The organism is Flavobacterium sp., assembly GCF_043773265.1.
Taxonomy (GTDB): Bacteria; Bacteroidota; Bacteroidia; order Flavobacteriales; family Flavobacteriaceae; genus Flavobacterium.
In genome coordinates, this window is sequence record NZ_JAYVFH010000065.1 from 1 (window position 1) to 21,654 (window position 21,654).

At 30.4% G+C, this 21,654-nt stretch carries 16 protein-coding genes and 1 tRNA gene; 11 read left to right on the forward strand and 6 right to left on the reverse strand.

The annotated features are described in order from the left end of the window. Window positions 1-3 precede the first annotated feature (3 nt). A tRNA-Cys gene (locus ACH2BO_RS03505) sits at window positions 4-74 on the reverse strand. A gap of 93 nt (window positions 75-167) precedes the next feature. Then, window positions 168-527 carry a dihydroneopterin aldolase gene (folB, locus tag ACH2BO_RS03510; protein WP_395043371.1) on the reverse strand — a complete coding sequence of 120 codons (360 nt, stop codon included), beginning with the start codon at window positions 525-527 and terminating at the stop codon, window positions 168-170. Between the two features lie 138 nt (window positions 528-665). Between folB and ACH2BO_RS03515 the strand changes: the two genes are divergently transcribed. Then, the gene (locus ACH2BO_RS03515; RefSeq protein ID WP_395043372.1) at window positions 666-2,372 is read left to right on the forward strand and encodes a glutamine--tRNA ligase/YqeY domain fusion protein; all 1,707 of its coding nucleotides are present in this window, start codon (window positions 666-668) and stop codon (window positions 2,370-2,372) included. A 276-nt stretch (window positions 2,373-2,648) separates the two neighbouring features. Here ACH2BO_RS03515 and ACH2BO_RS03520 read toward each other — a convergent pair whose 3' ends face one another. Next, window positions 2,649-3,635, reverse strand: coding sequence for an SPFH domain-containing protein (locus ACH2BO_RS03520; protein WP_395043373.1), 987 nt, complete (start codon window positions 3,633-3,635; stop codon window positions 2,649-2,651). Between the two features lie 71 nt (window positions 3,636-3,706). On the opposite strand from ACH2BO_RS03520, the gene ACH2BO_RS03525 reads away from it, so the two are divergent. Then, complete coding sequence (locus tag ACH2BO_RS03525; RefSeq protein WP_395043374.1) at window positions 3,707-4,369, forward strand: PorT family protein; 663 nt, start codon at window positions 3,707-3,709, stop codon at window positions 4,367-4,369. 71 nt (window positions 4,370-4,440) lie between these two features. Here the strand turns inward: ACH2BO_RS03525 and gltX are convergent, their stop codons facing one another. Then, entirely contained in the window at window positions 4,441-5,952 is a 1,512-nt protein-coding gene (gltX, locus tag ACH2BO_RS03530) for a glutamate--tRNA ligase (RefSeq protein ID WP_395043375.1), read from the reverse strand. 236 nt (window positions 5,953-6,188) lie between these two features. Beyond that, on the reverse strand, window positions 6,189-6,899 hold the full coding sequence (locus ACH2BO_RS03535) for a Fic family protein (RefSeq protein WP_395043376.1): 711 nt from the start codon (window positions 6,897-6,899) through the stop codon (window positions 6,189-6,191). A gap of 147 nt (window positions 6,900-7,046) precedes the next feature. Between ACH2BO_RS03535 and ACH2BO_RS03540 the strand changes: the two genes are divergently transcribed. From ACH2BO_RS03540 to ACH2BO_RS03565, 6 genes are all read left to right on the forward strand, one after another. Further along, window positions 7,047-10,439, forward strand: a complete 3,393-nt coding sequence (locus ACH2BO_RS03540) for a DUF4175 family protein (RefSeq protein WP_395043377.1) — start codon at window positions 7,047-7,049, stop codon at window positions 10,437-10,439. After that, window positions 10,426-10,845: an rRNA maturation RNase YbeY gene (gene ybeY, locus ACH2BO_RS03545; protein WP_395043378.1), complete on the forward strand. Its 420-nt coding sequence runs from the start codon at window positions 10,426-10,428 to the stop codon at window positions 10,843-10,845. Before ACH2BO_RS03540 ends, ybeY begins: the two co-directional genes overlap by 14 nt. Window positions 10,846-11,088: 243 nt before the next feature. Continuing rightward, window positions 11,089-12,957, forward strand: a complete 1,869-nt coding sequence (gene mnmG / locus ACH2BO_RS03550) for a tRNA uridine-5-carboxymethylaminomethyl(34) synthesis enzyme MnmG (RefSeq protein ID WP_395043379.1) — start codon at window positions 11,089-11,091, stop codon at window positions 12,955-12,957. Window positions 12,958-13,083: 126 nt separating this feature from the next. After that, window positions 13,084-13,953, forward strand: coding sequence for a class I SAM-dependent methyltransferase (locus ACH2BO_RS03555; RefSeq protein WP_395043380.1), 870 nt, complete (start codon window positions 13,084-13,086; stop codon window positions 13,951-13,953). Window positions 13,954-14,170: 217 nt separating this feature from the next. Next, complete coding sequence (locus ACH2BO_RS03560; RefSeq protein WP_395043381.1) at window positions 14,171-14,737, forward strand: OmpH family outer membrane protein; 567 nt, start codon at window positions 14,171-14,173, stop codon at window positions 14,735-14,737. 116 nt (window positions 14,738-14,853) lie between these two features. Continuing rightward, window positions 14,854-17,124 carry a helix-turn-helix domain-containing protein gene (locus tag ACH2BO_RS03565; RefSeq protein ID WP_395043382.1) on the forward strand — a complete coding sequence of 757 codons (2,271 nt, stop codon included), beginning with the start codon at window positions 14,854-14,856 and terminating at the stop codon, window positions 17,122-17,124. 129 nt (window positions 17,125-17,253) lie between these two features. On the opposite strand, the gene ACH2BO_RS03570 is transcribed toward ACH2BO_RS03565, so the two are convergent. Continuing rightward, complete coding sequence (locus tag ACH2BO_RS03570) at window positions 17,254-18,417, reverse strand: ATP-binding protein (protein ID WP_395043383.1); 1,164 nt, start codon at window positions 18,415-18,417, stop codon at window positions 17,254-17,256. Between the two features lie 235 nt (window positions 18,418-18,652). Here ACH2BO_RS03570 and ACH2BO_RS03575 point away from each other — a divergent pair, with 235 nt between their 5' ends. The 3 genes from ACH2BO_RS03575 to ACH2BO_RS03585 all read left to right on the forward strand — a co-directional run. Continuing rightward, complete coding sequence (locus tag ACH2BO_RS03575; RefSeq protein ID WP_395043384.1) at window positions 18,653-20,308, forward strand: SPOR domain-containing protein; 1,656 nt, start codon at window positions 18,653-18,655, stop codon at window positions 20,306-20,308. Continuing rightward, entirely contained in the window at window positions 20,298-20,483 is a 186-nt protein-coding gene (locus tag ACH2BO_RS03580; RefSeq protein ID WP_395043385.1) for a hypothetical protein, read from the forward strand. Before ACH2BO_RS03575 ends, ACH2BO_RS03580 begins: the two co-directional genes overlap by 11 nt. Window positions 20,484-20,559: 76 nt before the next feature. Then, a partial coding sequence (locus ACH2BO_RS03585; RefSeq protein WP_395043386.1) for a phosphoglycerate kinase occupies window positions 20,560-21,654 on the forward strand: 1,095 nt, incomplete at its 3' end.

Here is a 21,654-nt window from a genome sequence, read left to right on the forward strand (position 1 = left end):
TTGAGGCATCGTCCGGATTCGAACCGGAGTAGGAGCTTTTGCAGAGCCCAGCCTAGCCGCTCGGCCACGACGCCAATTATTTATTGGATTGCAAATATAAAACAAAAATACCAAAAAGCAAATTCCAAATTCCATTTAGAAAAATATACTTTTAAAAGTTAAAATTTTTAATTTCTATATTCTTCCATTTCAATTGTAACTTGCTCAACATCACCACCAATTGGTGGATTTATTTTAGAAACGGCGACAATAATTCTAGAAACCGAAGCTATTTCTTTAAAAATTCTAGTAATTATTCTATGCCCAACATGTTCTAATAATTTAGATCTAATTGCCATTTCCTCTACAACAATTTTATTAAGAAGCACATAATCAACAGTATCTTTTAGCTCATCTGTTTCAGAAGATTTTCTTAAATCTGTTTTAATTTCAAGATTTACAATATAATCCGATCCAATTTTAGATTCTTCAACAAGACAACCGTGATAAGAAAAAGTGCGTATGTTTTTTAATTTTATTATTCCCATTTTATTAGTTTTCAGTGTTCAGTGAACAGTTTACAGTAGTAATAGATTAAAAAAGTAAGTATCTATTCTCTATAAAGTATCTATTCTCTATATTCTATCATCTAAATTTTTATCTTTGCTAAAATTACAAAAAATTATATGTCAACAGAAGAAAAGTCTTTAAATTTTATTGAACAAATTATAGAAGAAGATTTAAAAAACGGATTATCACAAGATAAACTACGTTTTCGTTTTCCGCCTGAACCAAATGGATATTTGCATGTTGGTCATGCAAGTGCAATTTGTTTGAATTTTGGATTAGGAATAAATTATAATGCGCCAGTAAATTTGCGTTTTGACGATACTAATCCTGCCAAAGAAGAGCAAGAATTTGTTGATGCAATAAAAAAAGATGTTGAATGGCTTGGTTTTAAATGGGATAACGAATGTTATGCATCAGATTATTTTCAGGAATTATATGATTGGGCAATTGAGTTTATTAAAAAAGGAAAAGCTTATATTGACAGTCAATCGTCTGAAGATATGGCTAAACAAAAAGGAACGCCAACAACAATAGGAACTGATTCTCCATATAGAAATCGTTCTGTTGAAGAGAATTTAGACCTTTTTAATCGTATGAAAAGCGGCGAATTTCCAGAAGGAACTCATATTCTTCGTGCCAAAATTAACATGGCTTCTAATAATATGTTGATGCGCGATCCAATTATGTATCGCATTTTACATGCAAATCATCATAGAACCGAAGATAAATGGTGTATTTATCCAATGTATGATTGGGCACACGGAGAAAGTGATTACTTAGAACAAATTTCACATTCGTTTTGTACGCTCGAATTTTTACCTCATCGTGAATTATATGATTGGTTTTTAGACCAAATTTACTCTGAATCAAGTTCAGGGTCAATTAGCACTAAAGTGCGTCCAAAGCAAAGAGAATTTGCTCGTAGAAACCTTTCGCATACTGTTGTTTCTAAACGTAAATTATTGCAATTGGTTCAAGAAAAACATGTTACTTCTTGGGATGATCCAAGAATGAGTACCATTTCTGGAATGAGAAGACGTGGTTATACACCAACTTCTATTACTAATTTTGCTAATACTATTGGAATTGCAAAACGTACAAATTTAATTGATGTTTCGCTTTTAGAATTTTGTGTTCGTGAAGATTTAAACAAAACAGCTCCAAGAGTCATGGCGGTTTTAAATCCTGTGAAATTGCTAATTACTAATTATCCAGAAGGAAAAGAAGAAAGTTTAGAAGCAGAAAACAGTCAAGAAGATGCGAGTTTAGGTTATAGACAAGTACCATTTTCAAGAGAATTATATATAGAAAGAGAAGATTTTCAAGAAGAAGCTAATAAGAAATTTTTTCGTTTAACTCTAGGAACAGAAGTTCGTTTAAAAAATGCATATATCATCAAAGGAGAATCAGTTGTAAAAGATGCTGAGGGAAATATTACTGAAATTCATTGTACTTATGATGAAGATTCGCGAAGTGGAAGTGGCACAGAAGCAAGCCAACGCAAAGTAAAAGGAACAATTCATTGGGTTTCTATAAAACATGCAATTGAAGCTGAAGTTCGTTTATATGACAGACTATTTACACACGAAAATCCTGATGGTGATAAAGAAGTAGATTTTAAAGAATACATTAATCCAAATTCGCTAGAAGTAATTACAGGATATTTAGAACCAAGTTTAGCTTCGGCTAAAGATGGTGATAGATTTCAATTTCAACGTTTAGGATATTATTGCGTTGATAAAGATTCATCAGCTCAAAAATTAATTTTTAATAAAACTGTTGGTCTAAGAGATACTTGGGCAAAAGTAGAAAGTAAAGAATAATATTAAAATAAATTTTATATATCAAACCCATCAGAAATGTTGGGTTTTTCTTTTATAAAAAGTTTCTATTACTATTTATTTTCAATAGAATTTTGTTATTAAAAATGGCTTTCACAAACGTCTTTTCATTCCATTAAAAAAAATTGTAATAAAGTTTTACCAAATTAATAATAACATTTCTTAAATCGTTTTATTTTGGTTTTTGGACGAAAATTATTATAAAAAAAGAGCTTACATTTCTGTAAACTCTCTTTAAGATTATTTTTTTTCAAAAAATTAAACTTCGTCGGAAGGATCAGTTGTGTCACTCGGATTATAATCTGTCGAAGTGTGATCATTTTTTTTCTTAATACGTTTGGGTTGGTTTTTCATTGTTTCACCAATTTGGTTACTTGCTGAAAAACTTGCTACCATATTATTTAGCATATCGCTTCCTGCTTGTGGAGAATTAGGCAATAATATTAAATTAGAATTTGTGTCAGCACCAATAGCTTGTAGCGTGTCATAATGTTGTGTTACAACAATTAGTGCAGAAGCTTCTTGCGAATTAATTCCAACAGAATTTAAAACCTCAACACTTTCTACCAATCCGCGAGCAATTTCTCTACGTTGATCTGCAATACCTTGACCTTGAAGTTTTTTACTTTCGGCTTCAGCTTTAGCTTTAGCAACAATTCTAATTCGTTGTGCTTCACTTTCAAATTCGGCAGCCGTTTTCTCTCTATCAGCAGCATTAATTCTGTTCATTGCATTTTTAACTTGTAAATCAGGATCAATATCAGTTACCAAAGTATTAATAATATCATATCCATAAGTTGACATTGCCTCATTCAATTCACGTTTTACCGCAATTGCAATATCGTCTTTACGCTCAAAAACATCATCAAGAATTAGTTTTGGAACTTCGGCACGAACAACATCAAATACATAAGCCGTAATTTGATCGTGTGGATATTCTAATTTATAAAATGCTTCATACACTTTATCTTGAATAACATTAAACTGAACAGAAACTTTCATTTTGATAAACACGTTATCCTTAGTTTTAGTTTCAATAATAACATCAAGCTGTTGAATTCTTAGATTTACTCTACCAGCAACTCTATCAATAATAGGAATTTTAAGTTGCAAACCAGAGTTTCTAATACTTGTAAATTTTCCAAAACGTTCTACTACAACTGCCGTTTGCTGTTTAACAGTAAAGAACGAAGCAAAAAGAATAAATAATCCTAATGCTAATAAAATCATAATAATTGGGTTCATATATAATATTTAAGTTGTTAATGTAGTTATTATACGATAAAAATGTATGTTTGTTACAAATTAATAACTTAATGATGAATAAATCTTTTTTCACACTTTTATTTTTAACGATTACTACCACAATTTCGGCCCAATACAATAACAAAGATGGTAACAGAATTGGTTTAACTGGTGGCGTTTCTCAGTCTACACTTTTTACTTCTAATTTTACTTCAAAACCCGGAATTGGTTTCAATGGAGGACTTTCTGTTAGAGGAAATTATTATAACAATTGGAGTATGATTTTTGGAATGCAATTTTTTATTAATAAGTTTTCGTTAGAAACCACCACCACTTCTTCATTAAAAAAAGATACAGAATATAGTTTGTCTGGAGCACAGGTTAGATTGTTATTAAGTTACAACGTTGTTAAAGATCATGTTTCTTTAGATTTCGGTCCAGTTTTACAAGTAAACGGAAAAATGACTGTTCAAGATGTTGATAATAAAAATGTAATAAAAGGAACACTACTTCAGGCAGATCAAATACTTGATGTTACTAAAATTAATGGAAATTTTTATTTAGGACTTTCTGCTGGAAGTAAAAAAGTAAGAGGTGTTATTTTTTATCAATATGGAGTAAATAATATACTAAACAATTTAAATAAAGACACAACTTTAAAAGTGCTAAATGGCAACAAAGATTTTAAAGGAAATATTGGAACTGTTAGTGCACAAATATTATTTAATTTGTAAACAATATAAAACCGCAGATTCTTAGATTAATTATTAAATCTGCGAATCTGCGGTAAAATAATTAGTAATTGTTACAAACTAGTAATTGCTTTTTCCAATCGTTTAACAGTTTCTTCTTTACCAATAAGTTCTACTATATCAAATAAATGTGGACCTTTTAAAGCACCAACTAAGCTCAATCTAAATGGTTGCATTACTTTTCCCATTCCAATTTCGTTTTTGTTCATCCAATCTTTTACAATAGTTTCTATATTTAAAGATGTAAAATCATCAATAGAATTTACAACTGATTTTAATTCTTGCATTAAATTTGGCGTTTCCTCTTTCCAATTTTTAGCAGCTTTTTCATCGTATGATGTTGGAGCAACAAAGAAATAATCTGACAATTCCCAAAATTCAGAAACGAAATTAGCTCTTTCTTTTATTAAAGACGTAATTTTTGTCATTTCGACAAAGGAGAAATCACATTTTCCTATTCTTTGAATTACATCTTTTTCAAATGTTTCCGCCAAACTCTCATCACTTTGCTTTTGCAAATACTGATGATTAAACCATTTATTTTTTTCAGGATCAAATTTTGCTCCAGCTTTATGAACTCTATTTAAATCGAATTTTTCTACTAATTCATCCAATGAAAATAATTCTTGTTCAGTTCCGTCATTCCAGCCCAACAAAGCTAAAAAGTTAATTACAGCTTCAGGAAAATATCCTTTTTCTTTGTAACCTAACGAAAGAACTCCATCAGTTTCCCATTGCAAAGGAAATACAGGAAACCCTAGTTTATCGCCATCACGTTTAGATAATTTTCCGTTTCCAACAGGTTTTAAAATCAATGGTAAATGAGCAAATTGTGGTGCTTCCCAACCAAATGAACGATACAATAAAACGTGCAATGGCATACTTGGCAACCATTCTTCACCACGAATTACGTGAGATGTTTTCATTAAATGATCGTCAACAATATTTGCTAAATGATAGGTTGGCATTCCGTCGCTTTTAAACAAAACTTTATCATCAAGTAAATTGGTTTCAAATTTAATATCACCACGAATTATGTCCTGCAAATGCAAAGTTTCATCAACAGGAGTTTTAAATCTAATAACATAATCTTCGCCAGATGCAATTCTTTTATCAGTTTCTTCTTTAGAAATTACTAACGAAGTATCTAATTTTTCACGATTATGCCAATTGTAAATAAATGTTTTTCCTTGCTCTTCGTGCTGTTTTCTATGCAAATCCAAACTTTCTGCTGTGTCAAATGCATAGTAAGCATTTCCAGATGCAATTAATTCATCTGCATATTGTTTGTACAAATTTTTTCTTTCAGATTGTCTGTATGGACCAAATTTTTCATTTCTTCCAACTGTTTCACTTGGCGAAATTCCTAGCCATTCTAAAGCTTCAAGAATGTATTCTTCTGCACCAGCAACAAACCTGTTTTGATCTGTATCTTCTACACGAAGAAAGAAAACTCCATTATGTTTTTTGGCAAATAAATAATTAAATAAAGCAGTACGAACACCACCAATATGTAAAGCTCCAGTTGGAGAAGGCGCAAAACGAACACGAATTTGTTTAGACATTTTTTGTAATTATAATTAATTCTTAATAAAATTTAGTCAAGTTTATATTGAGCTTGTCGAAATATCGAAGTGTGTGCAAAGATAATGAGAAGTTGGAAGATGGAAGATGGAAGAGAGAAGTTTTTAAAACTAAAATTTACAACATAAATCGTAAACCATTTCCATTCTTCTTAATTTTTAAATTAGAAAGAATGGAAGTTTCTAATTTTGAAGTCAATTTTTCAACAATATAATTTTTAATTAAATCTGGTTTTTTTATCATAATATTGTTCCACAAGCAAACTATTATAATTTAAATTTGGATGATTATAAGTAAACAATGGAAAACCTGCTTTCATTAATAAAAAATTTATTAAAAGTCGTCCAGTTCGTTTATTTCCATCAACAAATGGTTGGTGTAACCATATTTCTTGAGCCAAAAAAACTGCTTTGTCAATTACGTTTTTATCACTTGAATTAACTTTTTCAATTAGATAATTCATATTTTCAGTAACATTATTTGGAGAACTTAAAGGCATTATTTTTTCAATTTCTCTATTGTTTTTCTTTATTGAAATGACGTTTGGGCTAACTTTAAAAATTCCTTTTTCTTGACCTTTTTCTTTAGCATCTAAGTAATAATCATCGTTCCAAAGACTTCCAATACTTAACCAATTCAATTCTAAAAGTAAATTTATAGATAATGCTTCTTTATTTTTCACTCCAAGCAACATTCTTTTTAATGCTTTGTACATTCCTTTTTGTTCTAAAATATCTGATGTTCTAATATTGTTTCCAGATATTGTATCACTTTTAAAAAGTTCAATTGTTTGAATTAAAGTTAACTGATTTCCTTCCAATTTATTGGTTGCATAAACATATTCGTATAAAATTCCTTGCTCTTCTTCTAGCGAAAGCGGAATTGAAATTGCATTATGTTTAGAAAGTAAATCGAATAATTTTTCCATTCAAGATTTGAATTTATAGTGTAAAAATACGAAAAAACGAAATGTTAAAGCATCTAAAATTGATAATTTTCTCTTTAATAAAGAATTAACTTTTATTGTAACGAGAAATTATTACTTTTATCGGTTATAAACAAATGAGAATCAATTTTGGAAAATCAAAATTTAATATACAGTAAACTAGAACAGTTTATTAAAAAGTTTTATACAAACGAATTACTTCGCGGAACAATTTTCTTCGTAGGAATTGGTTTATTGTATTTTATATTTACACTATTTGTAGAATATTTCCTTTGGTTAAAACCAACAGCAAGAACAATTCTTTTCTGGACATTCATTGCGGTAGAACTTTTCTTGTTGTTTAGATTTATCTTGTTTCCAATTTTTAAATTATTCAAACTCCAAAAAGGTATCAACTTTGATGATGCTTCCACAATTATAGGAAATCATTTTAGCGAAGTAGGCGATAAGTTGACCAATTTTTTACAACTCTCGAGAGATTCTGATGGTCATCAGAAAAATTCAGAACTACTTCTCGCATCAATAGATCAAAAGGCAAATACATTGCAACCAATTCCGTTTGGAAACGCAGTAAATTTTGGAACTAATAAAAAATATTTACCACTAGCAATAATTCCAATTTTGTTCTTTTTGTTTTTTCTGCTTTCTGGAAAAAGTGATATTCTATCGCAAAGTTTCAATCGAGTGGTTAATTACAAACAACAATTTTTACCTCCGGCACCATTTGAATTTCAAGTTTTAAATAAAAATTTACAAACAGAACAAAACAAAGACTTTGTTTTAAAAGTAAAAACCAACGGAAAAATTGTACCAGAAAACGCTATGATTTTTATTGGCGAAGAAAGTTATTTTATGGAAAGTAACAAAGCTGGAGAATTTCAATTTGTAATTCCAAAACCTAAAGAGAATGTTGAATTTCATATTGAAGCTAATGATGTTTCGTCTAATAATTATGAACTTTCCGTAATTACAGTTCCATCAATCGCCAATTTTGAAATGGTTTTGAATTTTCCAGGATATTTAAATAAAAAAACAGAAATAATAAAAGGTACAGGAAATGCAGTTTTACCCGAAGGAACTAGAGTTACTTGGAAAATGAATACACTTGCAACGCAACGAGTAGATTATGTTCAAGACTCAGTAACAGCTTCTTTTTCTAAACAAGAAAACACTTTTTTATTATCTAAAAGTATTACTCAAAATACTGATTATCAAATTCGTACTTCTAATAAAAAAGTTGCTAATTATGAGAAACTTAACTACCAAATTTCTGTTATAAAAGATCAATTTCCAACAATATCAGTTGGTAATGCACCAGACAGTTTAAAAATAGAAAAAAACTTTGTTTTAGGTCAAGTTTCAGATGATTATGGACTTTCAAAACTATCTATAGTATATTACCCAAAAGACAATCCTAATAATGCTAAACGTGGAGCAATCAAAGTAAAAAGTGATATTTATGATCAGTTTGTATTTACTTTTCCAAGCAATTTGCCAATTCAATCTGGCGTAGCTTACGAATATTATTTTGAAGTTTTTGATAATGATGCTTTACACAATTATAAAAGCACTAAATCTTCTGTTTTCTCACATAGAGAATCAACAGAGGTTGAAAAAGAAGACCAAATGCTTGATCAACAAAATGATAACATCAATTCGTTAGAGAAATCTTTAAAAACCCAAGAAAAACAATTTAACGAAATGGAGAAATTGCAAAAAATGGGTAAAGAAAAAGACAATCTTGAGTTTAAAGAACAACAAAAAGTAAATGATTTTATTCAGCGTCAGAAGAAACAAGACGAAATGATGAAAGAATTTGCTGAGAAAATGAAAGACAATCTCGAAAAAGTCAAAACCGACAAGAAAGATGAACTTAAAGATTTATTAAAGGAACGCCTTGAAAAAGTTGACAAAGATTTTGAAAAGAATAAAAAATTGCTTGATGAATTAAAAGAACTTAATGAAAAGATTCAAAAAGAAGAGTTGTTTGAAAAAATGGACAAACTAAAACAGCAAAGTAAAAATCAAACTAAGAGTTTACAGCAATTGGTAGAACTTACCAAGAAATATTATGTTGAAAAGAAAGCACAGCAAATTGCAGATAAGTTAGATAAACTTTCAGAAAAACAAGATAAATTATCTGAAAACGACAAAGAAAATTCAACAGAGAAACAAGAAGAAATCAACAAAGAGTTTGATAAAATACAAGAAGAATTAAAAGATTTAGAAAAAGAAAATGAAGAATTAAAAACACCAGTAGAACTTCCAGATACAGCTCCAAAAGAAAAAAGTATTGATGAGGATTTAAAAAATGCTTCAGAGGAATTAAAAAAACAATCTAAAGCAAGTGCTAAACCTAAACAGAAAAGTGCTTCTAAAAAAATGAAGCAAATGAGCAAAGAAATGGCCGAAAGTATGGAAGCTGGAGAACAAGAACAAATGGAAGAAGACGCAGCAATGTTACGCCAAATATTAGACAATCTTTTGGCATACTCTTTTTCTCAAGAAGATGTTATGAAACAATTTAAAGGTTTAAAACGCGGTTCACCATCGTTTAATAAAAATTTAAAAATCCAACAAAATTTAAAACAACAATTCAAGCACGTTGATGATAGTTTATTTGCACTATCATTAAGAAATCCAAAAATAGCAGAAAATGTTACAACCGAAGTAGGTAATGTTCAATATAATGTAGACAAATCACTAGAAACTCTTGCAGAAGCTAATGTTCCTAAAGGCATTTCTCATCAACAATTTGCAACAAGTGCGGCTAATAAATTGGCAGACATGTTAGAGCTTACTTTAAACAATATGCAAATGTCAATGTCAATGCCTGGTTCTGGAAAAGGAAAGCCAAAGCCAGGACAAGGTTCTGGCATGCAACTTCCTGACATAATAAAAAAGCAAGAAGGTTTGGGTGAGAAAATGAAAAAAGGAATGAAACCCGGACAAAAACCAGGAGAAGGAAATTCGGGAAAAGAAGGTGAAAAAGAAGGCGGAAAAGAAGATGGTAAAACCGGTAAAGATGGAAAAGGTAAAGATGGAAAAGATGGTAAAAGTGGTGGAAATGGAAATGGTGAGGGAGAAAACGGCGAAGAAGGCGAAGGTGAAGCTCAAAAAATAATGGAAATATTTAAAGAGCAACAACAACTACGTGAAGCATTACAAAACGAATTGAACAAACAAGGTATTGGTGGTTCTGGTCAAAACGCACTCGATCAAATGAAGCAAATAGAAAAGCAATTATTAAATAAGGGTTTTAATAATGAAGTTATGCAAAAAATGCTCAACCTTAAATATGAATTGCTAAAATTAGAAAAAGCAGTCCAACAACAAGGTCAAGAAAAAAAGCGTCAAGGAGAAACCAATAAGAAAGAATTTATCAATACAACTAACGCTTTGCCAACTCGACTTCAAGAATATTTAAATAGTGTTGAAATCTTAAATAGACAAACCTTACCTTTGCGCTCGAATTTTAATCAAAAAGTTCAAGAATATTTCAAGATCAATGATAAGTTTTAATTACGAAAACGATTTTGAATTATCCAATGAAGACCAAATTTCAATCTGGATTTCATTGGTAATTCAATCAGAAAACAAAAAAGAAGGCGACATTAATTTCATCTTTTGCGATGATGAATATTTGCTCAATTTAAACCAACAATATCTTGATCACGACACATTAACCGATATAATTTCATTTGATTACTCTGTAGGAAATGAATTACACGGAGACATTTTCATTTCTATAGAAAGAGTTCTAGAAAACGCTCAAGATTTCAATGTAACTTTCGAAGAAGAATTAAAAAGAGTTCTCGTTCATGGCATTTTGCATTATTGCGGTTACAAAGACAAAAACGAACAAGACGAGCAATTAATGCGAGCCAAAGAAGACGAAAAAATCAAGATGTTTCACGTGGAACATTAGTATTTTTTAGAAGCGAATCTTTTGGGCTCTGTCTGTATTGGTAATTCCTGCTTTACGTTTTAGTCTTGTTGAAAAAAATCAACAAGAGCTACCACTTCAATCAGGGCTAAAAGATTTTCTGTATTGAATTTTTATAAAGTTCCACGTGGAACAATTTTAACAACAATAATTCCTCTTCTAGTAAGAGGCAATTTATTAAAACTAACAATTCCTCTCCTTTGGAGAGGTTAGAAGAGAAAAAAAATGTTTAACACATACGATGTAATAGTAGTTGGAGCAGGACACGCAGGTTGTGAAGCAGCAGCAGCAGCAGCTAATTTGGGTTCGCAAACTTTATTGGTAACAATGAGTTTGCAGAACATTGCCCAAATGTCTTGCAATCCAGCAATGGGCGGAATTGCTAAAGGACAAATTGTTAGAGAAATAGATGCGCTTGGCGGTTATTCTGGAATAGTTTCAGACAAAACTGCTATCCAATTCAAAATGCTTAACAAATCAAAAGGTCCAGCAATGTGGTCGCCAAGAGTTCAATCCGACAGAATGCGATTTTCAGAAGAATGGAGATTAATGTTAGAGCGAACTCCAAATCTAGATTTTTATCAAGAAATGGTTTCAGGATTAATAATCAATAACGGCAAAGTTGAAGGAATTAGAACATCGCTAGGAATTGAAATTAAAGCCAAATCAGTTGTGTTAACCAACGGAACTTTCCTCAACGGATTAATTCACATTGGCGAAAAACAATTTGGCGGTGGAAGAGCAGGAGAAAGCGCAGCTTATGGAATTACTGAAGATTTAGTAAAAGCAGGTTTCGAATCAGGAAGAATGAAAACAGGAACGCCACCAAGAGTTGACGGACGTTCGTTAGATTATTCTAAAATGATTGAAGAACCAGGAGACATTCGTCCTGATAAGTTCTCATATTCTGATGAAACTAAACCTTTAGTACATCAAAGGTTGTGTCACATGACATATACTTCTCTAGAAGTTCACGATATTCTTCGCGAAGGATTTGATCGTTCTCCAATGTTTAATGGAAGAATTAAATCACTCGGACCAAGATATTGTCCATCAATAGAAGATAAAATAAATCGATTTGCAGATAAAGAAAGACATCAATTATTTATAGAACCAGAAGGATGGAATACTTGCGAAGTTTATGTAAACGGTTTTTCAACATCGCTTCCAGAAGACATTCAATTTAAAGCATTAAGTACAGTCGCCGGTTTTGAAAAAGTTAAATTCTTTCGTCCAGGTTATGCAATCGAGTATGATTATTTTCCACCTACACAATTAAAACACACATTAGAAACTAAATTAGTAGAAGGTTTGTATTTTGCAGGACAAATAAACGGAACAACTGGATATGAAGAAGCTGCATCACAAGGATTGATGGCAGGAATTAACGCAGCATTAAAAGTTCAGGAAAAAGAACCAATGATTCTTAAACGCGACGAAGCTTATATTGGCGTTTTAATTGATGATTTAATCACTAAAGGTACAGAAGAACCTTATAGGATGTTTACTTCAAGAGCAGAGTTTAGAACGCTTTTACGTCAAGACAATGCCGACAACAGATTAACACCAATGTCTTATGCAATTGGCTTAGCATCAGAAAAACGTTTGCGCAGAATGGAAGAAAAATTTGCTGCAAGCGACGCAATGGTTAATTATTTTAAAGAAACTAGCCTTACAATGGCCGAAGCTAACCCAATTCTTGAAGAAAAAGGAAGCGCTGTTATCAGTCAGTCAGATAAAATGTTTAAAATATTTTCTCGACCACAAATAGATTTAGATGATTTCTTGAAGTTTGATAAAGTTGCCAACTATGTTCAAGAAAACAATCTAGATCGAGAAGTGTTAGAACAAGCAGAAATTCAAGTTAAATATTCGGGTTATATCGAAAAAGAAAGAAACAACGCAGACAAATTAACACGATTAGAAAATTTAAAAATTCCTGACGGTTTTGATTACAATTTAATTAAATCTATGTCTATAGAAGCAAAGCAAAAATTAGGAAAAATACGACCATCAACAATTGCACAAGCATCACGAATTAGTGGCGTTTCTCCAAGCGATATTTCGGTTTTGCTTGTTTATATGGGAAGATAGTTTAAGTACGATTTGCGATAATAGAAGTACTAAATTTAAACGTCTAACCTCGTGTTTTGTAATTCGTACCTTCAAATGTTCCACGTGAAACAAGTTCTGTAAAGCATTATTAATAAAGAGATTTTTATGAATTTATCAAACACAAAACACTTTTTAAACGTTAAAGATTATTCAGTTTCACAAGAAACTTTTGAATTACTTCACGATGCTGATTTGGATATGCTAATTACAAATCCTCAACCATCATTAGAAAAACTTCCTAGTTATTATGAAAGTGTAAATTACATTTCACATACCGATGGAAACAAAAGTATGTTTGAGAAAATGTATCAATTTGTAAAATCAATTGCATTAAAAAACAAGTTAAAACTAATCAATTCGCAATCTACAAAAGGAAGAATTTTAGACATTGGAGCAGGAGTTGGAGATTTTCTAGCGGTTGCTAAAAACGATGGTTGGGAAACTTTTGGAACAGAACCAAGTGATAAAGCCAAAGCAATTGCCATTAAAAAAGGAGTTTCATTTGTTAATAATTTGTCACAATTAGAAAACAATTCATTTGATGTAATTACAATGTGGCACGTTCTAGAACACGTTCCAGATTTAGAAAATCAAATTTCAGAATTAAAGCGATTGTTAAAACCAACTGGAACTATTTTAATTGCAGTTCCAAATTTTAATTCCTTTGACGCCAATTATTATGGAAAATTTTGGGCAGCTTTTGACATTCCAATTCATTTGTGGCATTTTTCTAAAACGGCTATAAAAAAATTATTTGCTGTTCAAAGTTTAGAATTGGTAAAAGTGCTTCCAATGAAATTTGACAGTTTTTATGTAAGTTTATTATCTGAAAAATATAAAACAGGAAAAATGAATTACATCAAAGCTTTTTACATTGGATTGAAGTCAAATTGGTACGGAAACAAAAATTCTGAATATTCTTCACACATTTATGTCATCAAAAACGCTAAAAACAATTTTGAAAGCGAATTTTAAACCAAAACAAAAGAAAACATAAATAACATAGCCCAAAAAGAGAAGTTCAATTAAACGTCTTTATTTAAAGCTGGTTTTGATAGATAAAAATTATATAATAAAACAAATCAATAATAATAACTAATAGTCCTAAAATCAAACCAAGATTATAATTTTTTACAATTTCAAATTAAAATTTTATATTTTTGGCAAATATTTAAAAATCAATAAAATCATAATGAAACAAATAATCGCAATTCTTGTACTTTCAATTTCACTAATTTCTTGCAATCAATCGGCAACTACAAACGAATTTAAAACTGCTTATATTGATACTTCAAAAATAATGGATGAAAGTACTGAAGCCAAAGACATTGAAGCAAAATATAAAGCTAAAGCCGAAGAAATGGGCGCTGAACTAAAAGCTGAAGCAGCAAAATTTGAAAATGAAGCAGCAAATTTCAAGAAAAACGCTATGGCAAATGGTCAAGCTTGGGCACAACAAAAAGGTGCTGAATTACAACAAAAAGAACAACAATTGCAATATGCTCAACAAGGAATGTTACAACAGCTACAAGGCGAAAGTGGCACAGAAATGGATAGTTTGGTTGTTAAATACAAAAAAGTATTTAAAGATTATGGCAAGGATAAAGGTTATGATTATGTTTTTGGAACCGGCGAAGCTGCAACAGTATTATTTGCAAAAGACAGCTACGACATCACCAAGGACTTGTTAAAACAAATTAACGATAAATATAAATCGGAAGATAAAAAAGAAGAAAAACCGGCAGCCGTTAAGAAATAAAACAAAGCCAACTTATTAAATTCCAAATTCTACTACAATTATATGTAGAATTTGGAATTTTTTTATTTGTAAATTGAAAGTCAATATTTTACCTTTGTTTTTCTAAATAAAAGCCAATGGAAACTATATCAGCCGAAGCAAATTATGTTTTGCAGTTTATTAACCAAACCAACAAATCCATTTTTTTAACTGGAAAAGCTGGAACAGGAAAAACCACACTTCTAAAAGAAATAATAAAAACTACACATAAAAATTGTGTTGTTGTTGCACCAACCGGAATTGCCGCGTTAAATGCTGGTGGAGTTACAATTCACTCTATGTTTCAATTGCCTTTCGGTGGTTTTATTCCAGCAAATAATGTTGAAGCTTACTTTTCGGAAAATTTAAAATTTGAATCTAAAGACACTTTGCGTCGCCATTTTAAAATGAGTGCTGTAAAACGGCAAGTTATTCAAAACATGGAATTGCTTATCATTGACGAAGTAAGTATGTTGCGATCAGATCTGATGGATGCAATAGATTTTATGTTGCAAAGTGTTCGCAAACGCAAAACTGCTTTTGGTGGTGTTCAAGTTCTTTTTATTGGAGATTTATTACAACTTCCGCCAGTAATTCGTGATGAAGAATGGAGAACATTGCGCAATTATTATAAAGGAAAATTCTTTTTTCATTCTCATGTTATTCAACAAAATCCACCATTGTACATTGAATTGTCCAAAATCTTTAGACAATCGGATGAGGTTTTTATTGATCTACTTAATAATCTAAGAAACAATAAGATAACCAATGAAAACATATCTTTTTTAAATCAATATGTGCAACCCAACTTTGATTTGAAAGCCAATAAAGGTTATATAACACTAACAACCCACAACAATAAAGCTGATACAATTAACTCACAATCGCTAAATGATTTGGAAGGAAAAGCTAAAATTTATAAAGCACAAATTGTTGACGATTTTCCAGATAAAATTTTTCCGTTAGAACAAAATTTAGAGTTAAAAATTGGAGCTCAAATAATGTTTATTAAAAACGATTTGTCATTTGAAAAAAATTATTTTAACGGAAAAATGGGTGTAATAAAAACTATTTCAGATGATGAAATTTGGGTTCATTTTCCTGAAGAAAATAAATCAATTGAAGTAGAACGATATGAATGGCATAACATTCGCTATTTTGTGAATGAAAACACTAAAGAAATAGAAGAACAAGTTTTAGGAACATTTACACATTATCCAATAAAGTTGGCTTGGGCAATAACTGTTCATAAAAGTCAAGGATTAACTTTTGACAAAGCTGCGTTAGATGTTTCGCAGGTTTTTCTTCCAGGACAAGCATATGTTGCACTTTCGCGATTGCGCTCTTTAAATGGATTAATTTTGCTTTCTCCGCTTCAAATGAATGGTATTTCTAATGATGATGATGTTATGGATTATGCTTCTAACAAAGCATCGGTTGATACTTTAAAGCACGAATTACAGCTTGAAACTCAAAATTTTATTCATAATTATTTAAGAAACAGTTTTAACTGGATTGATTTGGCCCAAGAATGGCGCAACCATAAATTTAGCTATTTAGAAAGTGATAAATCAATAAAATCTAAACACAGCAATTGGGCAACAGAGCAATTGGAATTGTGTGAAAGCTTGATTGATCCAGCCAATAAATTTATGTCGCAATTGAATAAATTATTTGCTACAGATAATGTAGATTATTTGTTTATAAACGATAGAATGCAAGCTGCTTATTTATATTTTTTTGAAAAACTAGATCAATTAGAATATCAAATTCTATATAAAATTGAAGAAGTAAAAAGAATAAAATTAGTTAAACAATTTCATGATGAATTAGTGATTTTAGAAGAATTACAGTTAAAAACAGTCTTGCGATTGATTAAGGCCAAGCAAATGATTGAAACTATAATTGAACGAAAAACAATTAGCAAAGAAACCTTAAACTCGACTCTAACAAAAACCTATAGAATAAATAAAATAGAACGCGTTTTTCAAGATTATAAAAACAACAATGTAAATTTAATTGAAGAAAAAGAAGATGTAAGTTACTATTTACCAAAGAAAAAAAGTACTGATAAAACACCTAAAAAAGCAACAACACAAATTACTTATGAACTTTGGATTGAAAAAAACACTATTTCAGAAATTGCCGCTTTGAGAAAACTTACCGAAGGAACAATTCTTGGGCATTTCACCAAACTAATTCAAGACAAAGCCGTTAGCATAAACGACATCATGCCAGAAGATAAAATAGAAACACTTACCAAAGCATTTTTTGGTTACAAAGAAGAATCATTAACACCATTGAAAGAACAACTTGGCGATGTATTTTCTTGGGAAGAATTGAGGATGTTTAAAGCTAGTTTGGGTTAGGATTATTTTATTAAAATCTAATTTTACTTGAATTTTAATAAGTAGAAAAAACATCTAAGATTGAATCAATTTTATTCAAAATACTAAATTTAATAAATTGTTTTAAATAAAAGATAATATTGTTATAACTTACTTTTTATGAATCAATCGAGTAAGTTTTATAGACAAATCAGTAAGAATAATTTTGGCATTTCCGTTGCGTTCAATATGATAAGAAGCATCTGAAAGTTCCTTAAAAATCTCCGAAATATTATTTCCGTTTACAAATGGAGCAAAATTTTCTAATTTAAATTTTTCAACTGTTGGCTCAACATAAACTAATTTATCTACTTGATAATTCAATAGCAAAGCTTGTCTAAACATATCAATGCAATAGTTTAAAAATTTCTTTTGCGTTTCTCTACCCAAACTGGCAATTTGATCGCTCCAAAGAATCAATTCTAAAATAGCAGCTTTTCCTTTATCGGGATTTTTATTTGCCGCAGTAAAAGCAGTTCTAACCCAATCTACAAACCACTTTTCAAAAGCATAATCTTCGTCATCTTCTTTAATAATATGTAACGCTTTGTTGTAATTTCCTTGGGCTTGATGCGCAATTTTAACAGCAATTTTTTCATCTATGTTTTCACGAAAAATTAAAGCTTTGGTAATTACAGCTTCTGGCAAACCATTAAAATGCAACACTTGACATCTAGAACGAATGGTTTGAATAATATCCTCTTCGTTTTCAGAAATTAATATAAAAACAGTTTTGTCGGTTGGTTCTTCTAGAAGTTTTAATAATTTATTAGACGCAGCAATATTCATTTTATCAGCCATCCAAATAATCATTATTTTATAACTTCCTTCTAATGATTTTAGTGCCAATGCTTTTAGAATTTCTTGTGCATCATCAACACGAATTTCTCCTTGTTTGTTCTGAACACCAAGTAGTTTGTACCAATCAAACAAACCTCCATAAGGATTTTCATTTAAAAACTGACGCCAATCTTTTATAAAATCTAAACTTTTTGGCTTAGACTTTACATCATCTGTAACAACTGTTGGATACACAAAATGTAAATCAGGATGAGCAAGTTGATTGAATTTTATATTGCACGATTCATTTCCATTAGTATTTTCATTGCCTGAATTACCACAAACAATATATTGAGCATAAGCAATTGCCATAGCCAATGTTCCGCTTCCTTCTGGTCCGATAAATAATTGCGCATGAGGAATTCTTCCTTGTTCTCCACTTTTTATCAAGTGATTTTTGATGTGTTCTTGACCTAATATTTCTGAAAAATGCATAAAGCAAAGATAAAATAAAATAGCAATTGTAGCATTTTGTTTTTGTTTTCAAAACAATACTGTAGGTTTATTAACACAAAAAATCAAGTTTAATAGGAAAAAACACTTATAAAATTAAAACAAACGCATTTTATCGATTAAAATTTCGGTTAAACGACACAAATTATTACTTTTGAAAAGTTATTAACAATTATCGAGTTCGTTTTAAAGTACCCAAAACTATAAACTTACAATTATGTATACTAATAGAATAAAAGTTACAACTTTTTTAGTTGCAACATTTTTATGTAATTTATTTTCTTATTCTCAGCTTTCTATGCCTTTTAAAATGAGGTATCAATCTTTCGTAAAAGGCGACATGACAGTTATTGCCAATAATATTACAAATAGAGTTGATTATGAAAACACTTCAAATGTTCCGTATTACAATCACACAAGTTCAGCCAAGCTTAATGATGAGTACACTATGGAATATATTGATATAGATGATGATCAATCTACTTTTTCTTCAAGTAGTGCTGAACTAACATTTGATAATAATAGCAATAAAAAAATACTTTATGCTGGACTTTATTGGTCAGCAACTTATAAATACAATAGTGGTTATCAAAAAAAAATTGGTAAATTTGTAGCAGACAATCCAACAAGAGATTCGTTTAATAGAGTGCAAGTTAAGTTTCCAAACAGCGAAAATTATACAACAATAAAAGGCGAAACAATTTTTGACGGAGTAAACCAAAAAGAATTTAAAGAATTTGCGCCTTATGCTGTTTACGCCGACATTACATCTTATGTAAAAGAATTATCAAATGCTTCGGGAGTTTATACAGTTGCTGATGTCAAAGCAACTCAAGGTATGTTAAGTGGTGGAGTTGCTGGTGGTTGGACAATCTTTTTTGTATATGAAGATCAAGAAATGAGCGGAAAGTTTATAACAAGTTTTGATGGTTTTGCTGGCGTTACAGACAAATCTACAGAAATACTTTTCAATGGTTTCGAAACATTGCCTCAAGGTTCTGTAAAAGCAAAAATAGCATGCGCAGCATTAGAAGGCGATAACAATATGATTGGAGATCAATTGCTGTTTAATACAACTGGAAATATAAAAGATTTTGTAGCATTAAGTAATCCGTTAAGAAAAACAGGAAACTTTTTTAACAGTTCAATTACAATTGAAAATAAATATTTTACCAATAGATTTCCAGACAGTAAAAACACATTGGGTTATGACACTTGCTTAATAACAATTCCTAACCCAAACAATACTGTAATTGGTAATAATATTAAAGAAGCAACACTCAAGTTAAAATCTTCTGGAGATAGATATTTAATGTTTTTCACCGCTTTTAATGTTGAGGTTACAGATCCAAATGCAACACCAATTATTGTTAATGACAATCCAATTGTTTCTGTTCCTAAAGTAGTTAAATCTAAGAAAGAGGTTATAAAAAACACAATAATAAAAGAAATTCCAGCAGGAAGAGAAATGATTGCCGATTCACAACAAGGTTATTCTACTAAAAATTTAACTCAAAAAAAACAGGCACTTTCTGAAGCTGATAAAAACAATAAAAAAGAAGAACAAATAGAAATAAGAACAGTAACAATTTCTAATCAAGAAAGCGGATATTATATAGTTGCAAATGTGTTTTCTAATCCAGAAAATGCAGAAAAATTCATTAGTTTATTAAAATCTAAAGGTATTGAAGCAAAATATTTTGTAAATAAAATCAATAAATACCGTTATGTTTACCTTTCAAAAACATCAAAAGAACTAGAAGCAATAAATCTTTATCTTTCTAAAGTAAATGATACTTATCAAGATAAGATTTGGATTTTATCTGTAAATAATATTAACCTGAATAAAGCAATTACAAACAATGATTATTAGTGTATTAGTTCACGGAATATTAAAATCAATAATGCACAGGAAAAATATGTTTCCTTCTCTTTTTTATGGAATAGAGATTGGAGGTATTATTCGCTATGAAAACGGTTTACGTTCAGTTCGTAAACCAAATGCCTACAAAGAAAGAGCATTTAGAAGCAAAAATTTTACTGGATGATAAACCTGTAACTTGTTAACATGAAAAACAAAATGGTTATATTTGCAAATTAATTACCACAAATACTATAAATGCAATGAAAACTATAAACGATTTTAATTTCAATTCTAAAAAAGCTCTTATAAGAGTAGATTTTAATGTTCCATTAGATGACAACTTCAATGTAACTGATGTAAATAGAATTGAAGCAGCAAAACCAACAATAGATAAGATTCTTGCCGATGGCGGAAGTGTAATTTTAATGTCACACTTAGGAAGACCAAACGGAAAAGAAGATAAATATTCATTAAAACACATAATAAAAACTACTTCAGAAGTATTAGGAATTGATGTTCTTTTTGCCTCAGACTGTCGTGGTGAAATTGCCCAAAATGCAGCGTTAAATTTAAAACCGGGACAAGTTTTACTTCTAGAAAATTTACGCTTTTATAAAGAAGAAGAAGCTGGAGATGTTGCTTTTGCTAAAGAATTGGCTTCTCTTGGTGATATTTATGTAAATGATGCTTTTGGAACAGCACACAGAGCACATGCTTCAACAACAATTATTGCGCAGTTTTTTCTAGAAAAAAAATGTTTTGGTTTACTTCTTGCAAAAGAAATTGAAAGTTTAAATAAAGTTTTAAACAATTCAGTAAAACCAGTAACAGCAGTTCTTGGTGGCTCTAAAGTTTCTTCTAAAATTACAGTTATAGAAAACATTCTTGACAAGGTAGACCATATGATAATTGGTGGCGGAATGACTTTTACTTTCGTTAAAGCACTTGGCGGAAAAATTGGAGATTCAATATGTGAAGATGATAAAATGGATTTAGCATTAGAAATTTTACAAAAAGCCAAAGAAAAAGGAGTTCAAATTCATATTCCAGTTGATGTTGTTGCTGCAAATGCATTTTCAAATGATGCCGAAACTCAAATTATAGATGTTAGAGAAATTCCCGATGGATGGCAAGGTTTAGATGCCGGACCAAAGTCGTTAGCCAATTTCAAAAAGGTAATAATCGATTCAAAAACAATTCTTTGGAACGGACCATTGGGCGTTTTTGAAATGGAAAATTTTGCCAACGGAACAATTGAATTAGGAAAATATATTGCAGAGTCAACAGAAAACGGAGCATTTTCACTTGTTGGCGGCGGAGATTCAGTTGCGGCGGTGAAACAATTCGGATTGGAA